The organism is Pseudomonas sp. REB1044, from assembly GCF_038813925.1.
GTDB classification, from domain to species: domain Bacteria; phylum Pseudomonadota; class Gammaproteobacteria; order Pseudomonadales; family Pseudomonadaceae; genus Aquipseudomonas; species Aquipseudomonas boreofloridensis.
On record NZ_CP046139.1, the window covers coordinates 838,400 to 854,578 of the forward strand.

General features: G+C 63.1%; 14 protein-coding genes and 1 tRNA gene. 7 read left to right on the forward strand and 8 right to left on the reverse strand.

What is annotated here, in order from left to right; all coding sequences use genetic code 11:
• Positions 1 to 124: 124 nt before the first annotated feature.
• Positions 125 to 1,243 (forward strand): glutamate 5-kinase, encoded by a 1,119-nt coding sequence (gene proB / locus GKC70_RS03930; RefSeq protein ID WP_039580289.1) that lies wholly within the window; start codon positions 125 to 127, stop codon positions 1,241 to 1,243.
• Positions 1,244 to 1,254: 11 nt separating this feature from the next.
• The gene (locus tag GKC70_RS03935; RefSeq protein WP_295481395.1) at positions 1,255 to 1,710 is read left to right on the forward strand and encodes a CreA family protein; all 456 of its coding nucleotides are present in this window, start codon (positions 1,255 to 1,257) and stop codon (positions 1,708 to 1,710) included.
• A gap of 60 nt (positions 1,711 to 1,770) precedes the next feature.
• Here GKC70_RS03935 and GKC70_RS03940 read toward each other — a convergent pair whose 3' ends face one another.
• The 4 genes from GKC70_RS03940 to mksB all read right to left on the reverse strand — a co-directional run bounded on the left by GKC70_RS03940 (position 1,771) and on the right by mksB (position 8,324).
• On the reverse strand, positions 1,771 to 3,315 hold the full coding sequence (locus GKC70_RS03940) for a Fic family protein (RefSeq protein WP_342650506.1): 1,545 nt from the start codon (positions 3,313 to 3,315) through the stop codon (positions 1,771 to 1,773).
• A gap of 197 nt (positions 3,316 to 3,512) precedes the next feature.
• Positions 3,513 to 6,344 (reverse strand): Mks condensin complex protein MksF, encoded by a 2,832-nt coding sequence (gene mksF, locus GKC70_RS03945; RefSeq protein ID WP_295481397.1) that lies wholly within the window; start codon positions 6,342 to 6,344, stop codon positions 3,513 to 3,515.
• Positions 6,341 to 7,048: an Mks condensin complex protein MksE gene (gene mksE, locus GKC70_RS03950; RefSeq protein WP_029614188.1), complete on the reverse strand. Its 708-nt coding sequence runs from the start codon at positions 7,046 to 7,048 to the stop codon at positions 6,341 to 6,343. The genes mksF and mksE overlap by 4 nt, the downstream gene beginning before the upstream one ends.
• Positions 7,038 to 8,324, reverse strand: a complete 1,287-nt coding sequence (mksB, locus tag GKC70_RS03955) for an Mks condensin complex protein MksB (RefSeq protein WP_342650507.1) — start codon at positions 8,322 to 8,324, stop codon at positions 7,038 to 7,040. Before mksB ends, mksE begins: the two co-directional genes overlap by 11 nt.
• A gap of 221 nt (positions 8,325 to 8,545) precedes the next feature.
• On the opposite strand from mksB, the gene GKC70_RS03960 reads away from it, so the two are divergent.
• Together GKC70_RS03960 and rimI are read left to right on the forward strand one after the other, a co-directional pair.
• Complete coding sequence (locus GKC70_RS03960) at positions 8,546 to 9,349, forward strand: energy transducer TonB (protein WP_342650508.1); 804 nt, start codon at positions 8,546 to 8,548, stop codon at positions 9,347 to 9,349.
• Positions 9,346 to 9,801 carry a ribosomal protein S18-alanine N-acetyltransferase gene (gene rimI / locus GKC70_RS03965; RefSeq protein WP_342650509.1) on the forward strand — a complete coding sequence of 152 codons (456 nt, stop codon included), beginning with the start codon at positions 9,346 to 9,348 and terminating at the stop codon, positions 9,799 to 9,801. The genes GKC70_RS03960 and rimI overlap by 4 nt, the downstream gene beginning before the upstream one ends.
• Positions 9,802 to 9,807: 6 nt before the next feature.
• Here rimI and GKC70_RS03970 read toward each other — a convergent pair whose 3' ends face one another.
• The 4 genes from GKC70_RS03970 to GKC70_RS03985 all read right to left on the reverse strand — a co-directional run bounded on the left by GKC70_RS03970 (position 9,808) and on the right by GKC70_RS03985 (position 13,149).
• Complete coding sequence (locus tag GKC70_RS03970; protein ID WP_342650510.1) at positions 9,808 to 10,959, reverse strand: hypothetical protein; 1,152 nt, start codon at positions 10,957 to 10,959, stop codon at positions 9,808 to 9,810.
• 153 nt (positions 10,960 to 11,112) lie between these two features.
• Positions 11,113 to 11,868 carry a hypothetical protein gene (locus tag GKC70_RS03975; protein WP_342650511.1) on the reverse strand — a complete coding sequence of 252 codons (756 nt, stop codon included), beginning with the start codon at positions 11,866 to 11,868 and terminating at the stop codon, positions 11,113 to 11,115.
• Positions 11,869 to 12,054: 186 nt separating this feature from the next.
• Positions 12,055 to 12,131, reverse strand: a tRNA-Met gene (locus GKC70_RS03980).
• Positions 12,132 to 12,225: 94 nt separating this feature from the next.
• Positions 12,226 to 13,149 (reverse strand): FecR domain-containing protein, encoded by a 924-nt coding sequence (locus GKC70_RS03985; protein WP_342651463.1) that lies wholly within the window; start codon positions 13,147 to 13,149, stop codon positions 12,226 to 12,228.
• Between the two features lie 199 nt (positions 13,150 to 13,348).
• Here GKC70_RS03985 and GKC70_RS03990 point away from each other — a divergent pair, with 199 nt between their 5' ends.
• The 3 genes from GKC70_RS03990 to GKC70_RS04000 all read left to right on the forward strand — a co-directional run bounded on the left by GKC70_RS03990 (position 13,349) and on the right by GKC70_RS04000 (position 16,137).
• Positions 13,349 to 14,572, forward strand: a complete 1,224-nt coding sequence (locus GKC70_RS03990; protein WP_342650512.1) for an MFS transporter — start codon at positions 13,349 to 13,351, stop codon at positions 14,570 to 14,572.
• Positions 14,573 to 14,818: 246 nt separating this feature from the next.
• Positions 14,819 to 15,781 (forward strand): transposase, encoded by a 963-nt coding sequence (locus GKC70_RS03995; protein WP_342650336.1) that lies wholly within the window; start codon positions 14,819 to 14,821, stop codon positions 15,779 to 15,781.
• A 212-nt stretch (positions 15,782 to 15,993) separates the two neighbouring features.
• Positions 15,994 to 16,137 (forward strand): hypothetical protein, encoded by a 144-nt coding sequence (locus GKC70_RS04000; RefSeq protein WP_295481403.1) that lies wholly within the window; start codon positions 15,994 to 15,996, stop codon positions 16,135 to 16,137.
• Positions 16,138 to 16,179 lie beyond the last annotated feature (42 nt).

Below are 16,179 nucleotides of genomic sequence, written 5' to 3' on the forward strand. Positions count from 1 at the left end.
AGGTCCGCTGCGATCCTTGTGGGAGCGGGCTTGTCCCGCGATGGCCTCAACACCCTCTCACGGTACGCCGCTCGAATGAGCGGCGTTTTGGTATCTACAGATTCGACATGGGTTGGAAGAGAAGATGCGAAGCAAGGTGACGGGCGCCCGGCGCTGGGTCGTGAAGATCGGCAGTGCGCTGCTGACCGCCGACGGCAAGGGCCTGGATCGTGGTGCGATGGCGGTCTGGGTCGAGCAGATGGTGGCGCTGCGCGAAGCGGGCGTGGAACTGGTGCTGGTGTCCTCCGGGGCCGTGGCCGCGGGCATGAGCCAACTGGGCTGGACTGCCCGACCGAGCGCGATGAACGAGTTGCAGGCTGCCGCGTCCATCGGCCAGATGCGTCTGGTGCAGGCCTGGGAGTCGAGCTTCGGCGAGCACGGCAAGCACACCGCACAGATCCTCCTGACCCACGACGACCTGTCCGACCGCAAGCGCTACCTCAACGCCCGCAGTACCCTGCGCACCCTGGTCGACCTGGGTGTGGTGCCGGTGATCAACGAGAACGACACCGTGGTCACCGACGAGATCCGTTTCGGCGACAACGACACCCTGGCGGCGCTGGTGGCCAACCTGGTCGAGGCCGACCTGCTGGTGATCCTCACCGACCGTGATGGCATGTTCGACGCCGACCCGCGCAACAACCCCGAAGCCCAGCTCATCCATGAAGCCCGTGCCGACGACCCGTCGCTCGACGCCGTGGCCGGCGGCACCGGTGGCGCGCTCGGTCGCGGTGGCATGCAGACCAAGCTGCGCGCCGCGCGCCTGGCAGCCCGTTCCGGTGCCCATACCATCATCATCGGCGGGCGCATCGAGCGCGTGCTCGATCGGCTCAAGGCCGGCGAGCGCCTGGGCACGCTGCTGTCGCCCGAGCGCGGCATGCTCGCGGCGCGTAAACAGTGGCTGGCCGGCCATCTGCAGACCCGTGGCACGCTGGTGCTCGATGCCGGCGCCGTCAAGGCCCTGCGCGAGTCGCACAAGAGTCTGCTGCCGGTCGGCGTGAAGACCGTCCAGGGCAGTTTCCGGCGCGGCGAAATGGTGGTCTGCGTGGGCCCGGACGGTCTTGAAGTGGCACGCGGCCTGGCCAACTACAGCGCCCTGGAGGCGCAGAAGATCATCGGTCAGCCGTCCGATGCCATCGAGCGTCTGCTGGGCTACAGCGCCGAGCCGGAGCTGGTGCACCGCGACAATCTGGTACTGGTCTGAGGAGTTCGCACATGCTGAAAAGGATGATTGCCGTGGCCGCGCTGGCGCTGCCGATGTTGGCGGGGGCCGATGAAATCGGTCAGGTGTCGACGGTGTTCAAGTTCCTTGGACCGAATGACCGCATCGTGGTCGAGGCCTTCGACGATCCCAAGGTAGAGGGTGTGACCTGCTATTTGTCGCGGGCCAAGACCGGCGGGGTGAAGGGTGGGCTGGGCCTGGCCGAAGACCGCGCCGAGGCCTCCATCGCCTGCCGTCAGGTCGGGCCGATCAGCTTCAAGACCGAGCTCAAGGACGGTGAGGTGGTGTTCAAGGAGCGCACCTCGCTGGTGTTCAAGACTATGCAGGTGGTGCGTTTCCTCGACAAGAAGCGCAACACGCTGGTGTATTTGGTGTACAGCGACCGTATCGTCGAAGGCAGCCCGCAGAATGCGGTGACGGCAATTCCGATCCGGCCGTGGGCGCAATGACGCTTCCGTGGCGCGTGTCGATTTCAGCTAGCAGGCCCTTCGCAGTGCAGAACTGAGTGACTATTCTTCGGCTTCGTTGACGTCGTCGCCTTCGAATGCGGACCGGATGGCTTCCAGAATGCGAGCCGCCCGGCGTTCGTCTTCAAGTGGCGGGTACTGTTTCTTGAGCTTCCCGGAAATCTTCCAGCCGTTCTCCTTGATGGAGCGAATAATACGGTTGGCATCGGGGTCCGGCATTTCAACGACATCCTTGATGCGTTCCAAGGCGCGCTGGAAGACCATCAATACCCTGGCCTCTTCCGCCATTTCCCTGCGAACGGTGTGAGAGACAACACGTGCTGTATACAGCACGTGCTCGGTCAAGTCCGGGTATCGCCAAGCGAATCTGGCGTCCTCGTAATCGTCGAAAAAGAAGTTGCTGGGTGTTCCATCCTCGTGAACGATCGTCTCGCCGAAGTGGTAGGCAGTCGCATAACGTCGCATGAAAGGCCGCGAAAATACTTCCAATGCACGGTCATACCCTGCTCTAAATTCGGCCGAGCTGGTAATGGTGGCCGACACCGGCAGAATCACACCTTCCGGTATGGCCCTGTCACGCACAAGGGTATCGTTGATCAGAAAACGATGGATTCGCCCGTTACCGTCGCGCATGGGATGAATGTAGACGAACCCGAATGCAATCACTGCAGCGCGGGCGAGTGACTCGGCTCCCTCGGTGGCACGCTCGAAGCCCTTCAAACCCTCGAGCATTGAAGTCAGGTCATCGAAATGAGGTGCAATGTAATGCACGATGTTGTCTCGCATCGTGGCCTGCCCAACAAAAACCGGTGACCGCCGCAGCCCAAGACCAAATGCATCGCGGCCAAGAATCTCCGTTTGCAGTGCCTGAAGACTTTGGCCGCTGAGCGGCTCGTGGATACGGCCACAATGTTGCGCAATGACGTGAGCGAAGCGTTGAATGCGATCCGCCTGGTCTGCCTCTCTCTCGATCAGGAAACTGGCGCGCGATTCCTTGAAGGTCAGCCAGCTGGCTGTTCTCAGGAGTATGTCCGCCCCGTAAGTGCGATCCAGTTCACTGAGTTCTGCACCCAGATCGAATCGCAAGCCCTCTTGTACCGCTGCTGTCCTTCGAACGACAGGACAGAAGTTTTCAGTTCCTGGAAGGTTGTTGTTGATTCGCCAGCGGCGAATGCGTACTGGTTCGGTGCGTGTGAGGTAGCGGTCGGATGCGATGGCGTCGATGTAGCCGCCGTTGGTGATGTCCGGGAGATCCAAGAATTTCTGGGTCAGCCATTCGTAAAAGAATGCGGTGCGGCGGGCATACTGGCCGAAAGGCTCATCCCGGCACCAGGATTCGATTGGCTGGGGTCCGATGGCTGCGAACAGCCGTGCGAAGAACTCAAGGTGAATCTCTTCGTATTTCAGCCCGAATGCGAAGTGACCGGCAAAGTCGTCGTTGGGACGGTAGTTGGGCGGATAGCGATTCTCAATTTGCTCTCCACTGTCACGGCTTTGGCGACTGGTTCCGATCAACGAGTTGACGCGCAGGGGTTGCACCAATGAGATGCCGTATCGTTCGGCGAGGGCATGGAAGCCAACCTGCATGGTGCAAATCCTTTAATCGCAGTGCAGAAGCATTAATTTTCGTTGAGCAGAATGCCAAAACGATAATGCCCAAGACTTGGTCAAAACGCTAATGCTGGCTTCAAAGCGTTAAAAAAACGACTAGTTCACGTAAAAACGGTAACACGTTGCGGCCACGGCCTGGATCGGGGCCTGGAAAGGCCCCGTGCAGTCAATGCTCAGGCTGTCGTCTCTTCAGCGTGCTCCCGCACGATCGCCTTCTCCACATCCCGCCGACTGATGTACTTCCAGTCCGATTCGTCGATGTAGATCCCGTTCGGCCCGCTGCCGCCTTCCAGGTCGATCGCCACGTGGGCCGACACCTGCGGCTTCACGCTCGCCAGGATCGGCACGAAGCCCAACTGCTGGCTGGTTTCCAACAGCGCCGCCTGGTTGCGTTCGTCGATGTCCGCCGCTTCGTCGAGGTAATACGGCAGGCGGATGCGGCCGGCCAGGTCGCGGTCCATCAGGTGCAGCAACAGGTACATGTTGGTCAGCGCCTTGATGGTCATGGTGGTGCCGTTGGAGGCGGCGCCGTCGATGTCGGCGTGGATCACCGGCTGGCTGTTGATCTTGGTGATCTCGAAGGCCAGTTCGAACAGGTCCTTCAGGCCCAACTGGTTGTGGTTGGCCGCCACCAGGCGCGCCAGGTACTCCTTGGCCTCTTCGTTCTTGTTGTCCTGCTCGGCGTTCTGCGTGAGGTCGAACACCGACAGGGTCTCGCCTTCCTCGTACTGGCCGGCGCTGTGGATGATCTGGTCGATGTGCTTGAGCGCTTCCTTGTTCGGCGCCAGCACCACGCGGAAGCTCTCCAGGTTCGACACCTGGCGGCGGTTAATCTCGCGGTTGAACAGGGCCAGTTGGTGCTCGAGGCTGTCGTAGTCGCTGCGGATGTTGCGCAAGGTCCGGGCGATGTCGGTGACGGCGGCGCGGCGGGCCTTGGCCAGGGTCAGCGCTTCCTCAGTGCGGTGCGAATAGGCATTGATCAACAGCGACAGGCGGCGCTCCATGTCGTCTTCGCTGTCGAACTTGGCCACGCCCTTGAGGCGCACCTGGGCATACAGCGCCTCGATCTGGTTGTCCACGCGCTGCAAGGCCTGCCAGCTGTCCTGGTAGTCGTTGAGCAGCGGCAGCAGGTTGTCCATCGAGTCGTCCACCGGCTCCATGAACGGCGTGCCGAATGGCAGGTCGGCCGGCAGCAGTTGACGGCGACGCAGGGCGTCGTCCAGGGTGCGTTGCTTGGCTTCCATGTCGGCGATCTGGCGGCCGACCAGTTGCAGCTTGGCCGACAGTTGCTGGACGCGCTCGGTGAACGCGTCGCTGGAGCGCTTGAGTTCGTCCTGGGCCGCTTCGAACTGGGCCAGCTGTTCGAGCTTCTCCGGCTCTTCTGCGCTCAGCGTCTCGCTGCGGCGGAAGTCTTCCAGGGCCTTCTGCGCGTCCAGCACCTGCTGGTACAGCGCCTCGGTCTGGGCCTTGCTCGCGGCGCGATCCAGAGCCACGGCCTGCTGGGTCTTGAGCTGGCGCAGCTCTTTTTCCAGGCGCTCCTTCTGATCGCGCAGGGCGGCGCGGTCGGCCAGGGCCTGCAGCGCCGGCGGTTCGATGTGCGACAGGTCGATGGACAGCCCCGGCACTTCGAAACGTTCGCCCTTGAAGCGGTCGAGCACCTGCTCCAGGGTGCTCACCCACTGATCGCCGTCGTCCACCTCGATGCCGCGCTCGCCCAGCGGCAGGCTGAACAGCGCGCCGTTGAACAGGCGCATCAGGCGGTCGACGTCCTGCTGCGAGAATTCCTCGCGCAGGCGCGCATAGCTGTTGTTGTCGGCGTGCTCGAGCTGCTGCTTGACGGCCTTGAGGCGTTTTTCCAGGTCGCGCACGCGCTCGTCGAGGTCTTCGGCGGAGAACTGGCGCGACTGCGCCAGGGCGCCGGCCAGTTCGTCGTGGGCGTCCTTGGCCGCCAGCAGTTGCTGCTCCAGCACCTTGACGTCATCGACCAGGGCGAAGCGGTGCTTGAGCACCGACAGCTCGCCAAGCCAGCGCTGGATGCCGGTGATCTCCCGCTCCAGGCGCATCAGCTCCTGGGTGCCGCCGCGCTGGTCGTTCTGCAGGGCATCCTGCTCGGCCCGGTAGTGCTCGGCCTGGATCACCAGTTCGTCCTTGCGCGCGGCCGCGTAGTCCTGCCAGGTGCCGAGCAGGCTGTCGAGCAGCGGCGAGAGGCGGTGCAGCTTACCGCGCAGAATGTCGCGCTGAGCCACGCCACCGGCCAGGGCCTCGACCAGCGGACCGGCTGCGACCAGCGCGTTGTAGTCCTGCTCCATGCGTCGCACGTCGCGGAAAGCTTCTTCGCACGCCGCGATGTAGTCGACACTGCCCGAGCGCAGGCTGTGCTCGAAGGCGTCGAGGAACAGTTGTTTGAGCTTGGCGGCGGTGATCTCGCGCATGTGCAGCAGGTTAATGAACAGCGCGCGGAAGGTCTTCAGGCTCTGTTCGCTGGTCGAGCGCAGCGGAATCAGGGTGAGGTCCAGCGGCACCGAAGTGTGCCCGCCCACCAGCAGCCGGCGCAGTTCGTCCGGCTTGAGCTCGTAGGCCTTCAGGCCATTGCGCTCCAGGTTGGTGAACAGCTCCTTCTGGCGCAGGCAGGTGTCGTCTTTCTGGTAATGGGCCAGGTCCAGTTCACCCTGGTAGGCGAAGAACTGGTGACCGAAACCGCCGCCAGGTCCACGGCCGACCACGCCGATCACGTGCGGGCCGTGGGGCAGGTTCAGTTCGCAGAGGATATAGCTGGTGTCGCTGGCGAAGTAGAACCGCCGCGACTGCTCCAGGCTGTACTTGCCGAAGGCCATGTCCGACATGCGCGCCAGAATCGGGAATTGCAGCGCGTTGATCGATGCCGATTTACCCAGGTTGTTGGCGCCGTACACCGACAGCGGGTGCTCCAGCGGGAACAGGCCGAGGCTGTAGCCGGCGGTGTTGAGCAGTGCGAAGCGGCGAATGCCGTAGCGTTCCTGGCTCATGCGTCAATCTCCTGTTGCTCTTCGCGGATGGCACGGGCCAGGGCGTCTTCTTCGGACTCCTCGCCGTCGAACGGCGTCAGGTCCAGCGGGTCGTCGGTGCGGTGCAGTTCTTCGGGGGTTTCTTCCTCGATCAGCACCGGTGTCGGCAACGGCAGGTCGCTGTGCAGGGTGGCGGCCAGGTCGCGGTCCTGCTGGACCGACAGGCACACGTCGAGGAAGCGGTGCATCGGCGGCAGGAAGCGATAGATGCCACCTTCCTCGAAGGCGAAGCCCAATTGCGTCATGCGCCGCAGGATTTTTTCTTCGAGCTCCTCGACCGTCTGCACCTCGGCCTGCAGGAACAGGTCGCGGTACTTCTCCAGCAGCGAGGGCAACTCGTCGCGGCCGATGCTGCCGCCGTCGAGCACGGCGATCGGGTCGCGGCCCTGGTCGGCCAGGTGCTCGACCAGGATGAAGGTGAACAGTGCCAGGCGTTGGGCGGTCTTGTTCACCTGCGCGGCGGCCTGTTCGGGGACGAAGTAGTAGAAGCCGCGGGTGTCGCACACCAGTTCGAAGCCCAAGGCCTTGAACAGGCTGCGGTAGGCATCCTGGAAGTTCGACAACTGGGCGTACAGCTCCGGGTCGCGGCGGCTGATGTGGAAGCCCTTGAACAGCTCGCGGAAGATCGGCGCGAGCTGGGACAGTTCGGAAAGATCAAGATGCATGGACGGGACTCGCGGTGGATTCGGTGGTGGCCGGCGAGGGCTCGCGGCTGGAGGTCAGGGCGAAGGAGCGCAGGCTGACCACGTGTTCGCGGGTGAGGTAGTCCTGGCGCTCCAGGCGCGCGCGGCTGAAGCGCTTTTCACGCGACAGGCGCGAGAACCAGTACAGCAGTTCGTCGGTGGCACCTTCGGGCTCCTGCTCCAGCAACCAAACCATCAGGTCGGGCAGCGGCAGGGCGTCTTCGCAGCGTTCGAGCATTTCCTTGACCGTGCGTGGCGCGCGCGGCAGCGGGCCTTTGTCGGTCCTGTGCGCCTTGGGGAAGCGCGCCGGCTTGGGCTCGAAGCGGGCCAGCGCATACACATAGGCTTCGACCTGGCTGGCGCTGCCAAGGAAGGTGCTCTGCGGTCGGGTGAACAGCGGCATGGCCGCCTGTGGCACGGCGTCCAGGCCTTTCTTGCGGATCACCGACAGGGCCAGCGCGGCGCCGCGGGTCACGGCGTTATGCCGACGCGCTTCCTCGCGCAGCGGCAGCAGCAGTTCGCGGGCATGGCGCAGGGTGAGCTGGGCGCTGGTCTGCATCTCGAGGATGCGCGCGTGGGTGCGCAGCAGCATGTCGTCGTCGACCAGATGACCCAGGCGTGCCTGCTCGCCGAGCAGGCGCAGCAGCACGGTCTCGACCTTGCGTACGCCCTGCTCGAAGGCGCCGTCGGCATTGACCAACTGGATCATCGGCTCGACGTATTCGTCCCAGGTCGCCAGCACTTCGGCGTAGCGCTGGCGCAGGGGGATCTGGCGGTTGCTGGTCTTGGCCCGTTCGGCCACGGCCACCAGCGCCTGCTCGTCGTTATCGAGCTTCTTCAGCACGTCGCGCACGCGCATGTCGAGCAGGCGCAGTTGGCGCGCCAGGTCGTCGCTGTCGCGGTTGTCGAAGGCGTCCTGGATATGCCCGGCCAGACGCTCGAGGTGGCGCAGGTAGGCTTCGATCTCCAGGCACAGGCCCAGGCGGTGCTCGCGGCGCAGGTAGGCGAGGAAATCGTGGATCTGCGCGTTGAGCTCGAAGCGGTTCGGGCTCTTGGCCACCGGGACCAGGATGTCCAGGCGGATCCACACGTCGAGCAGTTGGGTGATGTCCTGCGCGGTGCTCTCCACCTGCTGGCGGGCCAGTTGCTGGCGCAGCTCGACCAGGCTCAGGGTGCCCTGGTCGAAACGCTCGCACAGCGGCTCGATCAAGGCCCAGTGTTCGGCTAGGGCGCGCAGGACGCGCTTGGGTTCGATCATTGGCGGGTCGACTCGTTGCCAAATAAAAGCGGCGATTGTACTGCATCAGGGGGGCAGGATTTCACCCCTTGGTCCGGGTTTTGCCCGGCCTGGGTGGCCTGGTCGCGGATGAACCCGCGCCTGGGCGGTGCGCGCGGCCTCGGAAGCGGGATTGGCTCGGAAAATTTCCGCCAACGGCGTTAGAATGCCCGACCGCCACCCAACCCTCCGGAACCTGAGCCGTGCTGACCGAGCCCCGCCGCCGCGCCTACCTGTCCGCCATGCAAGTGGTGCACTGGCTGCCGCGCGCCGAACTGCCGTTCGCGGCGCCTTCGCGGCCCGAGTTGCTGCTGCCGGTGGCGCCGGTGGAGACACCGGACTTCGAGGTGCAGCCGGCGCGCCCGGCAGCCGCCACTCAGGCCGAGGCCGTGCCGGTCGCCGGCCAGGTGCGCCAGATCGAGCGGCCGAAGATCGAGATTCCGCGCCCAGGCAGCACGCCCAAACCGGCCGCCCCGGTGGCCGAGCGCGAGCCGGAGGCGCCCAAGGTCGCAAGGCCCGCGCCGGTGCCGCCGCCGCGCTTCGCCTTGCAACTGTTGCGCGCGGGCAATTGCCTGCTGTTGGTGGAGTTGGCCACCGGTCAGCCGTTCCAGAGCCGTGACCCGTCCTATCTGCTGCTCAAGGACATGCTGCGCGCTGCCGGCCTGCCCGACGCCCCGCAGATCGTCGGCGAGCCGGTGCGTTGGCCGCTGCTGTTGCGCAGCACCATGGACCAGGGCCCGGAGTCGGCGCGCGACTTCGTCCAGGGTTTTGTCCAGGCGCGCCTGGAGGAAGTCCCCAGCCACTGTGTGTGGTTGGTCGGCCTGCCGGCGGTACGCTTCGCCGCCGCTGCCGACGAGCAGGCGTACTACCAGATGCTGACGGTCGAGGGCCTGGGCGAGGTCTGGCCACTGCCGGGTCTTGAATTGTTGATGGACGAGCCGCCGCGCAAGGCGCTCGTCTGGAAAGCCATGCGCCAGCTGATGGCGCGCTGGAAGAGCGTTGAATGAGTGACTCGATCAGTTTCCGCCCGATGACCGAGGCAGATCTGGATGCCGTACTGAAGATCGAATATGCCGCCTTCAGTCATCCCTGGACCCGCGGCATCTTTCAGGATGCGCTCAAGTCCTACGAAGTGTGGTTGATGTTCGACGGCCAGCAGCAGGTGGGACACGGGGTGATCAACGTGATCATCGACGAAGCGCACCTGCTCAACATCACCGTCAAGCCGGAGAACCAGGGGCGTGGGCTGGGCCTGCGCCTGCTGCAGCACCTGATGGCACGGGCCTGGCAGCTCAATGGCCGGGAATGCTTCCTGGAAGTGCGCGCCAGCAACCAGTCGGCCTATGGGTTGTACGAGCGTTACGGCTTCAACGAAATCGGCCGGCGCCGGGACTACTACCCGGCGCCGGGCGGACGCGAAGATGCGTTGGTGATGGCCTGCACCTTGCTCGAGGACTGACGCGGGCTAAAGCTCCACTTCGGCCGGCCTGCGCAAATCGCGCAGGCTGCGCGTCACGCTCCCGGTGTTGCACTTGGCGGCGGCCTGTGCCGGCGTCATGTCGCGGATGCTGCGGTAGAACAGCTCGCAGGTCTGCTTCTTCTGCGTCACTTGCCACTTGGTCGCACAGGCCTCCAGCGTCGCTTTGGCATCGGCGTTAGGATTGCGCCCCATTCCGGCCTGCCAGCAGGCGGCGGTCAGATCCTGGCCCATCATCTTCAGCCCCGCCGCGTCGGCCTTGTCCTGATCGCCGCCGGTGTTGTTCTTGTCCGCTGCATACCAGATCGCACTGGGGTGGTTGGCGCCGAGCACCGGCACCTGGCTGCCGGCCTGCGGGCTGATGCTGACCAGCCCCAGCACGTTCACCTTAGGCCCGTACTGCTGCTGGATCCAGCTGCGCACCGGGGCGCCGAAGGCCACCATCGGCAGCGGCTGGGTGCCCTGGCGCAGGGTCATCTGCTTGACCATGCGCGTCTGGTAGTCGCTGAAGTAGGTGTAGGTGCCCTCCAGGTCCTTGCCGGCGCTGGCGGGCGCCGCGATCGGGGCGATGTCGACGATGGTCTGGTAGGCCGGGGTCTGGCTGGCGTCGATGCCGTTGAAGATGAGCAACTGTGCCCAACGGTCGGTGGTGTTAGAGCGCAGGTAGTCCTGGGCCTGGGTGAGCGAGTAATCCGGTGGGAAATGCAGCAGCTCGATGCTGCGGCGGTTCTCCAGGGCCATGCCCAGCGGCAGGAACAGGTACCAGTCGTAGGCCCATTTGCCGTCCTTGTTCAGACGGGTGGCGCCCTGATAGGCCAGCTCGCCACTGTCGAGCAACTGGCGCAGCGGCTCGGCGTAGCTCGGTGGGACATCGCTGATGAGGGCTTGCACATGGTCGTCGCTGTTTCGACTGACCTGAACCTGAGCGTTGGCGTAGCCGTCGCGACGCACGCTTTGGGTCAGGTAGTGCTCGACGGTCTGCTCAAGAGTCCAGTCGCGAAAGCAGATCACATGGCAATTATTGGGAAAGGCGAACAGGCGGGTGACCCGCTGCGCGTCGCCCAGGTCGATGCGCGCATCGGCCTGGACCAGGCCGCTGAAGGCGAGGGCGGCCAGGGCCGATACAGCCAGCTTGTGCATGCGTAACTCCTTGTCGGTGGCCGCCGGGGCCGGCGGGCTGTCCATAATAAGGCGCTACGCTTGCAAACATCATGTCTCGACGCGTGAGCCGCCTGTTTTGCAGGGGCGGCGATGGCCGCTTGGGTGCAGCGTATGCAGGCCATCCCGTCTGATTCAGTCGTGTTCAGACTGCTTTGGCTTCACCGGTGTGCGTAGGGGCTTGGGTGAAAGTTGCGTTTCTCGAATGACACGCCCCGTGGCGCCATCAATCTTGTACACCGTTCTGTCAACCAGCAAGAACATACTCTTGCTATCGACCAAGATCAGATGTCCCGTCAATCTTGTTGACGTGCTTGTGATGACCGTCACTGTACTGTCGAGACCCTGGGAGGCCTCCAGGCCGGTGTATTTTGCAAAGTCGTCCAGACCATTCTTCAATCCCCGCTGCACGCCTATGGCCGGTGCCATGAAGGCTGTGAACAGGGTGATTCCAATCCATGTGGAGAGCCCTAATACAACCGGGAAGGGTAGTCGCTTGGTGACCAAAGACACGAAGATCGCGGCTATCACAATGAATGCCAGTGCCACGAGCGCAGGGCCGATGATTGGCACGCTATTCGCTGCACTCATCGCGCCCGACCATGCACTGACGTACCCATATAACAGTAGGGTCGGTATACCCAAGGCAATCTCGTTGATATCGATACCGAATCTGTCGTACGAGCCGATCAGCGTCGAATAACCATACACCAGCAGACCACCTTGAATGCTCCAAGCACCCGTAGCCACAAGTTTGAACGCGAGGTCAGTATTGGCTTTTGTAACTTTTGACTGATCAAGCGCTTGCGGTGGTTGTTCGGCGGCATGTGTAGAGATGGTCAACGGTGTCAGCCATTCAACTTTGAGCGTTTTATTCCTGTTCCAAAACACTGCACTGTCCTTAGTGGGAAATTGAGGAGCGCACGATACCTGGCCGCTTATTTGTGAACCAAACGGAAATGATGATCGAGCGACAGCACGTGGTTGACCGTGGCCGCGGCGGGCGTGCGCTGAAGAAGCTGAAGAAATCGCAGGCAAAGAAAAAGGGCTTACCTTGCGGTAAGCCCTTTTCAGGTTTGGTGGCTACACAGGGACTTGAACCCCGGACCCCAGCATTATGAATGCTATGCTCTAACCAACTGAGCTATGTAGCCAATGGCGCGCATTATTCTCTTGTGATGCCCCTGTGTCAACACTCATTTCAAAAAAAATCCACACGGTTTCAGACGCTTAGCCGTGCACCTCACCTCAATGGACGATCAGCGCCTGGCCAAGCAAGGGGTAGGCCCGCAGTTGCTGGTCGGCGATCAGCGCATCCAGCGTATTGCTGGCAGGGTCCAGCGCAAAATCGCCGCTGATTCGGCGTTGCCCGATCTGCGCGTCCAGCACCCACACCCGCATACCCCGATAACCGGCCAGCGCCTCCAGCACCTGCTGCAAAGGCAGGTCGCGGGCGATCAAGCGACCGTCGCGCCACGCCTGAAGGCTGCGGGTGTCGATTTTTTCCACCGCCTCCAGATGCCCCGAATCGAACCGCACCCGCTCGCCGGCCGAGAGCAGGCGCTGGTCGCCGCCCTGGCGGATCAGAGCCTTGCCGTTGAGCACCACCAGCTCGTCGTGATCGCCGTAGCGGCTGAGCCTCAGGCGCGTGGCGAAGACCTGGATCGACACGTCGTCCACCTGAACTTCCAGCGCGCGCCCATCGAGGTTGACCTCCAGATCCACCAAGCCCTGCACCAGTTGCAACTGTCGGGTGCGACCGCGCAAGTCCACGTTCATCGCGCTGGCACCGTCCAAGTGCAGGGTGGAGCCATCGGCCAGACGCACGCTGCGCCGCTCGCCAGCACTGGTGTGCAGTTCGCTGCCCAGGCGCTGCATCAGTGGCCAGTAGACAAAGGCCAGTGCGGCCAGCAGCAGCAGGAACAGCGCGCCGAGCAGGCTGCCCCAGTGGCTGCGGCGCAGCGCCAGCGGTCGTGGACGCGGCCGCCCGGCCGGGGTCGGCACTGAGCCAGGACGGTGCTGCAGGGCGGCAAAGGCGCGAGCGTTTTCCGGGTCCTGGCACCACTGGGCGAAGGCCTTGCGCTGCTGCGCGTGACTGCCGGGGCGGCTCAGCAGGGCCAGCCACCGCAGCGCTTCTTGGTGGGGATCAGGGTCGAACCGCGCGGCTGGCATCGGGCTCATGGTATCGGTCGGCTCGCGAAGCGGGCAGGGTGCCCGGAACTGAGGGAAGGGAGCGGAAGATGCTAATTGTAGTGAGAACCATTTACAAGTACGCATCGGATGGATGGCACGCTGCTGGGAAATTAGGGGTGGCTTCGTATCGAGATGTTTCTAATAATCGGAGCCCAACCAGAGCACGGATGTCGAGCCCATGGCCATCAGCAGTACCCCGAGCAGCCCCGCGATCCCCAGCGCTACGCCGTCCTCCGGCAGCAGTCCGCTGGTGATGCGGATCATCACGTTCTGCGCGCTGGCGCACCTGATCAATGACCTGATCCAGTCGGTCCTGCCGGCCATCTATCCGATGCTCAAGGCCAACTACGACCTGAGCTTCGCCCAAATCGGCCTGATCACCTTGACCTTCCAGGTGACCGCCTCGCTGCTGCAGCCCTGGGTCGGCTTCTACACCGACAAACGCCCCACACCGAACCTGTTGCCGATGGGCACCCTGTGCACCCTGGTGGGGATCGTCATGCTCGCCTTTGTCGGCAGCTTTCCGATGATCCTCCTGGCCTCGGCGCTGGTGGGCATCGGCTCGTCGACCTTCCACCCGGAGACCTCGCGCATCGCCCGGCTGGCGTCGGGTGGGCGCTTCGGCCTGGCGCAGTCGACCTTCCAGGTAGGCGGCAATGCCGGCTCCGCATTCGGCCCATTGCTGGCAGCGGCCATCGTCATTCCGTTTGGTCAGACCCATGTGGCCTGGTTCGGTCTGGCAGCCCTGTTCTTCTTCGGCGTGACCCTGGTGCTGCGGCGCTGGTACAAGGACCACCTGAACCAGTACAAGGCGCGCAAGGGCGGCGTCGCCAGCCATGGGCTGTCGCGTCGACGCGTGCTGGCGGCGCTGGTGGTGCTGGGCCTGCTGGTGTTCTCCAAGTACTTCTACATGGCCAGCTTCACCAGCTACTTCACCTTCTACCTGATCGAGAAGTTCGGCCTGTCGGTGGCCAGTTCGCAATTGCACCTGTTCCTGTTCCTCGGCGCCGTAGCCGCTGGCACCTTCTTCGGCGGGCCGATCGGTGACCGCATCGGGCGCAAGGCGGTGATCTGGTTCTCGATTCTGGGGGTGGCGCCATTCACCCTGGCGCTGCCGTATGCCGATCTGTTCTGGACCACCGTGCTGAGCCTGGTGATCGGTTTCATCCTGGCCTCCGCGTTTTCCGCGATCGTGGTGTACGCGCAAGAATTGGTGCCGGGTAACGTGGGCATGATCGCCGGGATCTTCTTCGGCCTGATGTTCGGCTTCGGCGGCATCGGCGCTGCGCTGCTCGGTTACCTGGCCGACCTGCGCGGGATCGAGTACGTGTACGGATTGTGCTCGTTCCTGCCGTTGTTCGGCTTGCTGGCGGTGTTCCTGCCATCGACCGGGAAGCGTTGAGCCGGGGCCGCTAAGCGGTCCAATCGCGGCACAAGGCCGCTTGTATGGTGATACTCGAAGGGGTGGTGGGACGAAAAGGCCGAATCTGACTGTCCACAAACAGTACAGACCGTGGGAGACCTCGCCCCACCCCTTCACCAAAGCGCCGATAAAGAATGCATCGTTTGCAAGCGACGATAGAAGCAAGCCAGCGCCTCTTGGTGAACCCCCTCCGAGCCCAAAAACCATACCGTGGGAGTTCAGGTCATGGCAATGCGAGTCGAGAAGTTCATCATTGGCGTCGATGTCGCCAAGGTCGAACTGGTCAGTTACTGCGAGGACACTGCTCAACAACACGCGTTTAAAAATACCAAGCCTGAGATCCGCAAATGGCTGGCACTTCAGCCTGCCAATACGGCCATCTGTGTTGAAGCCACCAACGTTTATCACCTGGACTTGGTGGAGATGGCTTACGAAGTGGGTTTTGCCGTCTATGTCGTCGATGGGTTCCAGCTGAGCAACTACCGAAAAGGAATTGGCGGGCGTGTCAAAACCGACGCGTCTGATGCCTGTCTACTCGCCCGTTTCCTTAATCGTGAGGGCAGTGCGCTTCGTCCTTGGACGCCCCCTCCAGCCGTCTACAGCAAGCTCCAGAGCCTTCTGCGACGCCGAGCAGCACTGGTGTCGGCACGCACCAGCCTGACCCAGAGCTGGGGAAACGAAGTGTCCCTCAAAGAAGCCTTCAAAAGTTTTGCCAAGCACTTTGCATCGCTTGATCTGCTGATTCAAAAGCGTTTGAAGACATCAGTGAGAGAGGCAGGGCTGAGCGAGCAGGTTGCCCGCTGCCAAGCAGTTGAAGGCATTGGTTTTCTAACGGCTGTCGCTTTGGTCACTGCCTTCATCCGTGGCGACTTTAAGCGAAGCGACTCCTTCATCGCTTTTCTGGGTATGGATCTGGAAGTTTCCGAATCAGGCCAGAAATGCGGACGCAGACGCTTGACCAAGCGCGGCTGCTCAGAAGTGCGCCGACTCTTGCACAACGCCGCCATGTCCGCTAGCAAAACCGAGGCCTGGAAGGAGGTCTATGAACATTATCGGAGTACAGGTAAGGCAACCACTCAGGCCCTGGTCATCCTGGCGCGAAAGCTGGCCAGAATTGCATTCGCCTTGATGAAGACTCAAGGCGAATACGTGAGCAAAGGCGGCAAAAAGCATTGCCCACAACCATAGAATCTCCCACAAAGTCCGCGTAAAGCCGTAGACATGGGGCTGCGCGGAACTTGTGGGAGCGGCCTTGTGCCGCGAAAGGGCTGCGCAGCAGCCCCAATGCCCAACACTACAGATCTTGAGTGAACAGCATCCCGGCGCTGCCTGGGCGTTGACGGATTAGGCGGCCCTGGCCTAGAGTCCGACCCCCTCATCTTCTTGCAGCGAACCTCGCAATGCGCCGCACCCGTAGCCTCAGCCCCTGCTGCCAGCCTGTCGCCCCGACAGCGCGCCGCGCGTGGCCGAGCGACACGGTGCTCAAGCGTCGACGCAGCGTGCTGTTCGCCTTCACCTTCTCCCCGCACCTCGCCTCGAGCTGATCCAGGCCTGCGTCTGCCGTGTGTTCTCGACACGGCCGTGGG